The following is a 9,155-nucleotide window of genomic DNA, read 5'->3' on the forward strand; positions in this document are numbered from 1 at the left end:
CCCTAAGCGAGCCGCATCTTCCATTCGGCCACACGCGCCCGAACCTGATCCGGAGCCGTACCGCCGAAGCTCTGGCGGCTGGCGCAGGAAGCCTCAGCCGTCAGCACCTTGTACACCCCTTCGGTCACGCCGGGATGCAGCTTCTGCAATTCTTCCAGCGGCAGTTGCGACAGGTCCACGCCCAGCGTCTCGGCCCGCTTCACCGCCGCGCCCGTCACATGGTGCGCCTGACGGAACGGCAGGTTCAGTTCACGCACCAGCCAGTCGGCCAGATCGGTCGCGGTCGAGAAGCCCGCGCCGGCGGCGGCGGCCATCTTTTCGGTGTTCGGGATCAGGGCCGCGACCATGGCGGTCATGGCGCCCAGCGCCAGATCGAGGGCGTCGAACGCCTCGAACACCGGCGGCTTGTCTTCCTGCATGTCCTTTGAATAGGCCAGCGGCAGGCCTTTCATCACCGTAGACAGGGCGACCAGCGAGCCCATGATCCGGCCCGTCTTGGCCCGCACCAGTTCGGCGGCGTCGGGGTTGCGCTTCTGCGGCATGATCGACGAGCCGGTGGTCAGGTCGTCCGGCAGGGTGACGAAGCCGAACATCGGCGTCATCCACACCACGATCTCTTCGGCCAGACGCGACAGGTGCCCGGCGCAGATCGAGGCGGCGGCCAGACTCTCCAGCGCGAAGTCGCGGTCCGACACGGCGTCCAGGCTGTTCGCCATCGGACGGTCGAAGCCCAGGGTCGAGGCGGTCATGTGCCGGTCGATGGGGAAGGGCGAACCGGCCAGCGCCGCGGCGCCCAGCGGGTTCTCATTCATCCGCGTGCGGGCGTCGGCGAAACGCCAGGCGTCGCGACCGAACATCTCAACATAGGCCATCAGGTGGTGGCCCAAAGTCACCGGCTGCGCGGTCTGCAGATGGGTGAAGCCCGGCATCAGGTCGCCCGCATGCTGTTCGGCGCGCGCCAGCAGGGCCTTCTGCAGCCCCTTCAGCTGCACCACCTGCCGGTCGCAGGCGTCGCGCACCCACAGGCGGAAGTCGGTGGCCACCTGATCGTTGCGGCTGCGCGCGGTGTGCAGACGGCCCGAGGGGGCGCCGATCAGCTCGTTCAGGCGGGCCTCCACATTCATGTGGATGTCCTCGAACTGGTCGCGGAACGCGAAGCTGCCGTTGCGGATCTCGTCCTCGATGGCGTCCAGCCCGCCCAGAATGGCGTCGGCGTCGGCCTGCTGGATGATCCCCTGCGCGGCCAGCATGCGACAATGCGCCCGCGATCCGGCCAGGTCCTGGGCCCAAAGTCGTTGATCCACGCCGATGGAGACGTTGATCGCCTGCATGATTTCGGCCGGTTTGGCCGAGAACCGACCGCCCCACATGTCTTGACCTTTGGCGCCCCCGGGGGCTTTGGTCGCGGGATCGGAGGGCGTCTGGTCGGACATGGCTATCTCGAAAGCGATAATCGGCGCGGTCGTGGGCGTGCTGCTGGTCGGTGTGATCGGCGGCGGCGCGGCGCTGCTATACGCCAATCCGGGGGTGATCAACAAAGCCGCAACGCCGGAACCGCCCGCGAAAAGCGAACTGGCCCGTTTCGCGACGGGCACGATCACCCGTCTGGAGACCCCGGCGGCCCTCGAACAGGCCCCGGCCTATGTCTTCAAGACCCGCGAGGGCGGCGATACGCGCCTGTCGGATTTCCGCGGCAAGGTGGTCGTGGTGAACCTGTGGGCCATGTGGTGCGCGCCTTGCCGCACCGAGATGCCGACGCTCGCGACACTGTCGCAACACTACGCCGGGCGGGATGTCGTGGTCCTGCCGATCAATGTCGACGCCACGCCCGACGCCATCGCTGACGCGCGCAGCTTCATCGACGTCCATGAGCCGCTGCCGATGTACAGCGATCCCAAATTCCAGCTGCCGTTCGAACTGCCGGGCAAGGGCAAGATGCCCCAGACGGTGCTGCTGGACCGTCAGGGGCGTATCCGCGCGTATTTCTCGGGCGAGGCGGACTGGGCCAGCCCCGAGGCGAAGGCGCTGATCGACGCCCTGCTCGCGGAGCCGGCCTGAGTTTTCCTTAGTTTGCGGGGGCCGGGACGCGCTCGTCCGTCGCCGGATTGACCGCGCCGGGGCGACCTTCGGCGGCGGCTTCGGCCTGATTGTCTTCCAGCTTGTCGGCGGCCTTGCCCGCGACCTCTTCCGTCGCCTGCGCGGCCTTCATCGCGCCGGCCTCGAGCACCTCGCCCGTTTGGGCGGCGATGTCCCCGGCCTTGTCGGCGGCGACGGCGGCGTCAGCTTCGGCCTGCTCCTGTTCGGACTGGGTGCAGGCGGCGGCGCCCAGCGACAGGGCGGCGATGGCGGTCAGGGCAGCGATACGAACACGCATGGCGTTATCCTTCGGGGTTGAACCTGGGCGGTTAACGCCGCTTCGCCCCGCCGGGTTGCGGCGACGTCAGTGTCGACGCCGCCGCGGGTCCCGTGATCAGGCCGCTTCGGTCAGCGAGGCCATGTCGATGGAGAAGCGATACTTCACATCGCCCTTGATCATCCGCTCATAGGCGGTCTCGATCTGATCCATCGGGATAATCTCGACGTCCGAGACGATGTTGTTGTCGCGGCAGAAGTCCAGCATTTCCTGCGTCTCGGCGATGCCGCCGATCAGCGAGCCGGCGATCGAGCGGCGGCCGAAGATCAGGTTGCCGACCGAGGGCGACGGGTGCGGCTCGGCGGGCACGCCCACCAGCACCATCGTCCCGTCGCGCTTCAGGGCGCTGACATAGGGGTCCAGATTGATGGACGCCGCCACCGTGTTCAGGATGAAGTCGAAGGTGCCCATGTGCGCCTGCATGTCGGCCTTGTCTTTCGACAGGACCACGCCCTTGGCGCCCAGACGCGCCGCGTCTTCCGCCTTGCCCGGCGAGGTCGTGAAGACCCAGACTTCCGCGCCCATGGCCGCCGCCAGCTTCACGCCCATGTGGCCCAGACCGCCCAGACCGACCACCCCGACCTTCTGGCCCCGGCCGACCTTCCAGTGGCGCAGGGGCGAGTAGGTCGTGATTCCGGCGCACAACAGGGGCGCGACGGCGGCCAGCTGGCTCTCATCATGGCCGATGCTCAGCACGAAGTCCTGATCCACCACGATGTGCCTGGAGTAGCCGCCGAAGGTGTGGCCGCCCAGAACCTTGTCCGGCCCGTTGTAGGTCATGACCGCGCCCGTGCCGGTGCAGTATTGCTCCTCGCCCGCGACGCACGACGGACAGGTGCGGCAGCTGTCGACCATGCAGCCGACACCGACCAGATCGCCTTCCTTGAAGCGGGTCACCTGACCGCCGACGGCGCTTACGCGCCCCACGATCTCGTGGCCCGGGCAGCAGGGATAAAGGGTGCCGCCCCATTCGGCGCGGACGGTGTGCAGGTCCGAATGGCAGACGCCGCAGTACAGGATGTCGATGGCCACGTCCGTCGCCAGCGGATCACGGCGCTCGAAGCTGAACGGCGCGAGGGGTTTGTCGCCGGCGGGGGCGGCGTATCCGAAGGTTTTCATGGGGGCTCCAGCAAGTCGAAGGGCGCGTGTGGACGGCCCTGATGAGCGAAAGATACGCCGCGCCGGGTCGCGCGATTAGATGTAATGGTCCGCATGAACCTATGAATTGGATTCAGCAATGAAGCGTGACGAGCTCGGTGACCTGGCGGTCTTCATGGTTGTGGCCGAAGAGCGGGGGTTTACAAAGGCCGCCTTCCGGCTGGGCCTGTCGCCGTCGGCGCTCAGCCATACGATCCGTCGGCTGGAGGCCCGGCTGGGCTTGCGCCTGCTGCTGCGCACCACGCGTAAGGTCTCGGTCACCGAGGCGGGCGAGCGTCTGCTGGAGACCCTGCGTCCGGCCTTCGCCGATATCGAGACCCGCATCGAGGCGCTGGGCGAACTGCGCGACCGCCCGTCCGGCACCATCCGCATCAACTCCGGCGAACACGCCGCCCACACCCTGCTCTGGCCTGTGCTGGAGCGGTTCCTGCCCATGTATCCGGACGTGAAGGTCGAGATCACCACCGAGCTGGGCTACGCGGATATCGTCGAGCGCCGCTTCGACGCGGGCGTCCGTCTGGGCGAACAGGTCGAGCGGGACATGATCGCCGTCCCCATCGGCCCGGATGTGAACATGGTGGTGGTCGGCTCGCCCTCGTGGTTCGCGGCGCATCCGAAGCCGGTCACACCCCATGATCTGAATGACCACGTCTGCGTGAACCTGCGCCTTCCGACGCGCGGCGGCCTCTATGTCTGGGAGTTCGAGAAGGACGGGCGCCAGCTCAATGTCCGCGTCGAGGGCCAAATGATTTTCAACGACATGGCCCTGATCCAGAAGGCGGCCGAGGCGGGGATGGGGCTGGGCTTCCTGATGGCCGATGTCGTCGCCCCGGCCATTGCCGAGGGGCGTCTGGTCCCGGTGCTTGAGGACTGGCGACCGCCCTTCCCGGGCTATCACCTCTACTATCCCAGCCGCCGCCAGCCGACGCCGGCCTTCACTCTGCTGGTGGAGGCGTTGCGGTATCGGGGGGGCTGACGCGAGAAGGCGTCGTCGGTTCGGCCGTCGGCGCCATCGGCGCGGTCTCATCCGCCGCCTGTGGCGGCACGCCGTCCACCGGCTCGGACACCGCCGGCGAATGCTCCGCGGGCGCCGAGGGACTGTTTTCCCCACAGGCGACCAGCCCGCCGGACAGGCCGAAGGTCACCGCAAGCAATGCCGGGATACGCCTCACGCCGCCGTCTTCGCCATGTCCGCCTGCGCCGCGCGACACAGGCCATTCAGCTGCCGTGTCAACGACGTGCCCTCCAGCTGGTTGACGTCGGCCATGGTGTAGCCGCTCTTTTCCATGGCCCGCGCGATCTCGCTGCGGCTCCGGTATTGGCCGGTTTTCGCCAGGGCGAAGGCCTGCTCTACGGGGTGAAGTCTGAACTGTGTCATGCATGCCGAACGCCATGCCGGGGGCGGCGTTCCTAAGTCGGACACCGGACATGCCCGCCCGCGACGACGGCCCGACCCGGAGCTCTGGAGTTGGGAACGGACCGCCGGAACAGCCGCCTGCCGATACCAAGGATCGGATCACATGCCTTCAGCAGTTCGCGCGACCGCCACTTCGCGGGCCAGACTGCCGATGGTCACCTCGCCGAACCGGTCCAGCAGCCGTCGCTCGGCCTCGAACATCGCTTCGTCCATCGCCGCGTTCACCGCCTTTTCGACCAAGCAGCGCGGATTGTCGTCCGCCAGTCCGATGGCGAACAGCTTGGGGCTGCCCAGGGCGTCGTGGATGTCGCGCAGCGTCACCTCATCCAGCGATCGCGCCAGCGCCCAGCCCCCGCCGTGCCCCTTGTCCGAGGTCACGTACCCGGCTGCCTTCAGCCCGGCCATGGTCCGGCGCACGACCACCGGGTTGGTCGAGATCATCTTGCTGATCGCCTCGGAGGTCACGGGGGCGCCGATGTGATCCATGTGGATCAGCACGTGCAGCATGCGGGACAGGCGGGTGTCGGCGGGCATGAAGTCACCCTATCGCCTCGCGACACGTAACAAAAGAAGTTGCGTGACTGGCGGGTCGCTTTATATCTCTCGCAACATCATGAGTTACGAGAGGCTCCCATGGATCGGTACGACGTCATCGTGGTCGGAGGCAGTTTCGCCGGCCTGTCGGCGGCGATGCAGCTGGCGCGGGCGCGGCGCCCCCTGCTGGTCATTGACGCGGGCCGACCCCGCAACCGCTTCGCCGCCGCCTCCCACGGTTTCCTCGGTCAGGACGGCGTCCCGCCCGTCGACATCATGCGCCAGGGCCTGACCCAGCTGGCTCGTTATCCCACGGTCGACTTCGCCCATGCCGAGGCCCTGACCGCCCGCGCCGAAGCCGACGGCTTCACCCTGACCCTGTCCGACGGCACCGAGGTCTTCGCCCGCAAGCTGGTCCTCGCCACCGGCGTCACCGACACCCTGCCGCTGGAGTCCATGATCCCGCGCTGGGGCGTCAGCGTCCTGCACTGCCCCTATTGCCACGGCTACGAGGTCCGCGACCGTCGTCTGGCCGCGATCGCCACGGTACCGGGCGCCGTGCATCAGGCCCTGATGCTGCCCGACTGGGGCCCGACCACCTTCTTCACCCAGGGGCAGTTCGAGCCGACCGAGGAAGAAGGCGCCCACCTGGCCGCGCGCGGCGTCATCATCGAGCGCACCCCGGTGGTCGAGCTGCTGGGGGAGGGAACGGCGATCTCCGCTCTGCGTCTCGCCGACGGCCGCGATGTCCCGGCGGAGGCCGTCTTCACCGCCCCGCGCACCCATGTGACCAGTCCTCTCGCCGAACAGCTGGGCTGCGCCTTCGAGGACGGCATGACCGGCGCCTACATCCGCGTCGATCCCATGCAGCAGACCAGCGTGTCCGGCGTCTTCGCCGCCGGTGACGCCGCTACACAGATGTTCAACGCCACCATGGCTTCGGCCGCGGGCGTCATGGCGGGCGTCGCCGCCCATCGCGCTCTGGTTCAGGACGCGGCCGCATGAGCGGCTTCGACGATCCGGAGGCCGTCGCCCGCTATGCCGAGGGGCCGCGTCGTCTGGTCCCCGGTCTGGACGATCTGCACCGCATGGCCCGCCTGTTGCTGGACGAGACCGTTCCGCCCGACGGCCATGTGCTGGTTGTCGGCGCGGGCGGCGGGATGGAACTGCGCGCCTTCGCCGAGGCCCGCGCCGGCTGGCGCTTCACCGGGGTCGATCCGTCGGCCGGGATGTTGAAGCTCGCCGCCCGCACTCTCGGCCCTATGGCCGACCGCGCGGACCTGCGCGAGGGCTATGTCGCCGACGCGCCGGACGGCCCGTTCGACGGCGCAGCCTGCCTGTTGACCCTGCATTTCGTGCCGGAGCCCGAGCGCATCGCCACCCTGTCGGAGATCCGCCGCCGCCTGAAACCGGGCGCCGCCCTGATTCTCGCCCACCACAGCATGCCCGACGGCCCCGCACGCGCCGTCTGGCTCAATCGCTTCGCCGCCTTCGCGACCGACAATGGCCTGGACCCGGACCGCGCTCATGCGAACGCCCACGCCATCGGCGAGGCCCTGCCGCTTCAGACCCCTGACACGGAAGTCGCCCATCTGAGGGCGGCGGGGTTCACGGACGTGCAGCTGTTCTACGCCGCCTTCACCTTCAGGGGGTGGGTGGCGCGGGGATAAAAGGGGGCGGGGCTCCGGTCTCCCCGGGCCTGCTATCCGCCGAACCTTCGGGACACGAACATCCCCACCCGCCAGGAGTCGTCGTTTCGCGACAGCGGACTGTCGGCGATGTCGCCCAGTCGGCGCTCATAGTTCACCAGACCCCCGACGGCCCAGTCCCGGCTCACGGGCGAGACCAGCAGCAGGGTCGTCCCGGCGGCCTGAAGGCCTCCGTCAGGCCGGTAGGCGGAAATGGCGTTGGTCAGGGCCTCGGCGGACGAAACGCCGTAATAGGCGTCCGCCAGCTTCTGATCGCCGCCCTGCACATAGGCGCTGGCGTTCAGGACCCCCACCGGCGTCCGGCGTTGATGCGCGATCGAGGCCTGATACTCGGTCCCGTCGCTGACCCTGCTCACATCCCGGCTGATGCGCCCGCCCACCACAATATTCCCCGGCAGGCGCTGGTAGGCGTAGACGGCGGCGTCGGCGCCGAAGTCCGGCCGGTCCAGCGTCAATCCCTCGATATCCTCCGGGCTGAAACGAGGGCGCAGCTGAACACCGGCGCGGAAGGTCTCCGTATAGACGACGTTCCAGCCCAGCCCCTCGAACGGGCTGAAATACAGCCGGTCGCGCCAGTTCGCGGCGATGTAGGGGATGACGTTCCCCTGACCGCCCGTGTCGCCCCCGGCGTCCCGGCTGTAGATCGCACCGACACCGACATCCACGGTCCAGTCTTGGCGAGGCCCCGCCCGTTCAAAGGGCTGGGACTGCGCGGCGGCTTCGGTCGCGAGGGCGGTCAGCGCCAATGCGGCGACCGTCAGGCTGAGAGGGCGGAGCATCGCGGCGGTCCTTCGATCATGTCGGAGACACAGGAATACGTCCGGAAACAACGCCTGGATGCTCGCCGGTTGCCGATGCGGCATCACGCCATCGCCGCTTGCCGACCGGTATTCAGCATCAGCGGCCGATCCTCGTGCTCCACGGGCGCCAGAACCACGAACCGGGCCGCCCGCTCGCCGCCGCGCAGCCGCAACTCAAGCTCCACATCAATCCCGCCCTTGGCCAGCTTCAGGGCCAGTTCCCGCGCGGCGTCCTCCGCCGCCCGCCCGCTGGCGAACATCATGGGGTTGTCGATGTCCTCGACATTCACCGTCCAACCCCCGTCCACGGGTTCAACGATGACCTTCTGCATGATCTCCCTCTCGCGTTTCGAAGGACCCCTCGTCCTTCGGGCGAGCGATTTGGGAGCGACGCCGCGGGGGTCAAGGGGGAGTAGCATCTCACGTCCGCTCGAGCCCGATGGCCGCCAATCCGGTCAGGATACGGAACCGGCTGCGGCGGGCGCGGTTGGCGCACCTGTTCCCGATTACAGGAGACGCCTCATGGCTTCGAACACTCTCGCCGGAAAGACCATCGCCGTCCTCGCCACCGACGGCTTCGAACAGGTCGAACTGACCAAACCGGTGGAGGCCCTGAAGGCGGCCGGCGCCACGGTCGAGATCGTTTCGCCCAAGGCCGGCGAAATCCAGGGCTTCGAGCATCATGACAAGGGCGACACGGTTTCGGTGGATCGCACCCTCGAAAACGCCAGCGCGGGCGACTACGCCGGTCTGGTCCTGCCGGGCGGCGTCATCAATCCCGACGCGCTGCGTCTGGAAGACAGCGCGATCCGCTTCATCAAGGCCTTCACCGATGCGGGCAAGCCGGTCGCCGCCATCTGTCACGGCCCGTGGACGCTCATCAACGCCGGGGCCGTCAGCGGGCGCAAGATGACGTCCTGGCCCTCGCTTCAGGCCGATCTCGAAAACGCCGGCGCCGAATGGGTCGATCAGGAGGTGGTCGTGGATAACGGCCTCGTCACGTCCCGCAATCCCGACGACCTTCCGGCCTTCTGCGCCAAAATGGTCGAGGAATTCGCCGAAGGCCGACACGACGCGGCCTGACCGGGAAATGGGGCCCGAGGCACACGTCGGCGGCGGCTCCG

12 protein-coding genes are annotated in these 9,155 nt (G+C 68.2%); 5 read left to right on the forward strand and 7 right to left on the reverse strand.

The annotated features are described in order from the left end of the window. Positions 1-2: 2 nt before the first annotated feature. Positions 3-1,433, reverse strand: coding sequence for an argininosuccinate lyase (gene argH / locus ACODRV_RS16600; protein WP_488909073.1), 1,431 nt, complete (start codon positions 1,431-1,433; stop codon positions 3-5). Between argH and ACODRV_RS16605 the strand changes: the two genes are divergently transcribed. After that, positions 1,432-2,058 (forward strand): TlpA family protein disulfide reductase, encoded by a 627-nt coding sequence (locus tag ACODRV_RS16605; RefSeq protein WP_488909074.1) that lies wholly within the window; start codon positions 1,432-1,434, stop codon positions 2,056-2,058. The two genes, argH and ACODRV_RS16605, sit on opposite strands and share 2 nt — an antisense overlap. A gap of 7 nt (positions 2,059-2,065) precedes the next feature. Here ACODRV_RS16605 and ACODRV_RS16610 read toward each other — a convergent pair whose 3' ends face one another. Together ACODRV_RS16610 and ACODRV_RS16615 are read right to left on the reverse strand one after the other, a co-directional pair. Beyond that, positions 2,066-2,374, reverse strand: coding sequence for a hypothetical protein (locus tag ACODRV_RS16610; RefSeq protein ID WP_141627904.1), 309 nt, complete (start codon positions 2,372-2,374; stop codon positions 2,066-2,068). Between the two features lie 96 nt (positions 2,375-2,470). Beyond that, positions 2,471-3,532 (reverse strand): NAD(P)-dependent alcohol dehydrogenase, encoded by a 1,062-nt coding sequence (locus tag ACODRV_RS16615; RefSeq protein ID WP_488909075.1) that lies wholly within the window; start codon positions 3,530-3,532, stop codon positions 2,471-2,473. Positions 3,533-3,650: 118 nt separating this feature from the next. Here ACODRV_RS16615 and ACODRV_RS16620 point away from each other — a divergent pair, with 118 nt between their 5' ends. After that, positions 3,651-4,547, forward strand: coding sequence for a LysR family transcriptional regulator (locus tag ACODRV_RS16620; RefSeq protein WP_488909076.1), 897 nt, complete (start codon positions 3,651-3,653; stop codon positions 4,545-4,547). 192 nt (positions 4,548-4,739) lie between these two features. Here ACODRV_RS16620 and ACODRV_RS16625 read toward each other — a convergent pair whose 3' ends face one another. Both ACODRV_RS16625 and ACODRV_RS16630 read right to left on the reverse strand, forming a co-directional pair. After that, positions 4,740-4,949 (reverse strand): hypothetical protein, encoded by a 210-nt coding sequence (locus tag ACODRV_RS16625; protein WP_141627901.1) that lies wholly within the window; start codon positions 4,947-4,949, stop codon positions 4,740-4,742. Positions 4,950-5,087: 138 nt separating this feature from the next. Then, positions 5,088-5,522, reverse strand: coding sequence for an RrF2 family transcriptional regulator (locus ACODRV_RS16630; RefSeq protein ID WP_141627900.1), 435 nt, complete (start codon positions 5,520-5,522; stop codon positions 5,088-5,090). Positions 5,523-5,621: 99 nt separating this feature from the next. Here ACODRV_RS16630 and ACODRV_RS16635 point away from each other — a divergent pair, with 99 nt between their 5' ends. Both ACODRV_RS16635 and ACODRV_RS16640 read left to right on the forward strand, forming a co-directional pair. Further along, positions 5,622-6,527, forward strand: a complete 906-nt coding sequence (locus ACODRV_RS16635; RefSeq protein ID WP_488909077.1) for an NAD(P)/FAD-dependent oxidoreductase — start codon at positions 5,622-5,624, stop codon at positions 6,525-6,527. Beyond that, the gene (locus ACODRV_RS16640; protein WP_488909078.1) at positions 6,524-7,192 is read left to right on the forward strand and encodes a class I SAM-dependent methyltransferase; all 669 of its coding nucleotides are present in this window, start codon (positions 6,524-6,526) and stop codon (positions 7,190-7,192) included. Before ACODRV_RS16635 ends, ACODRV_RS16640 begins: the two co-directional genes overlap by 4 nt. A 32-nt stretch (positions 7,193-7,224) precedes the next feature. Here ACODRV_RS16640 and ACODRV_RS16645 read toward each other — a convergent pair whose 3' ends face one another. Continuing rightward, positions 7,225-8,010 (reverse strand): MipA/OmpV family protein, encoded by a 786-nt coding sequence (locus ACODRV_RS16645; protein WP_488909079.1) that lies wholly within the window; start codon positions 8,008-8,010, stop codon positions 7,225-7,227. An 83-nt stretch (positions 8,011-8,093) separates the two neighbouring features. Next, complete coding sequence (locus ACODRV_RS16650; RefSeq protein ID WP_205750790.1) at positions 8,094-8,363, reverse strand: hypothetical protein; 270 nt, start codon at positions 8,361-8,363, stop codon at positions 8,094-8,096. A 190-nt stretch (positions 8,364-8,553) separates the two neighbouring features. Between ACODRV_RS16650 and ACODRV_RS16655 the strand changes: the two genes are divergently transcribed. Continuing rightward, a complete protein-coding gene (locus ACODRV_RS16655; RefSeq protein ID WP_141627895.1) occupies positions 8,554-9,114 on the forward strand; it encodes a type 1 glutamine amidotransferase domain-containing protein in 561 nt (186 codons plus the stop codon). Positions 9,115-9,155 lie beyond the last annotated feature (41 nt).

The sequence above is a fragment of the Brevundimonas sp. FG8 genome (genome assembly GCF_057808845.1).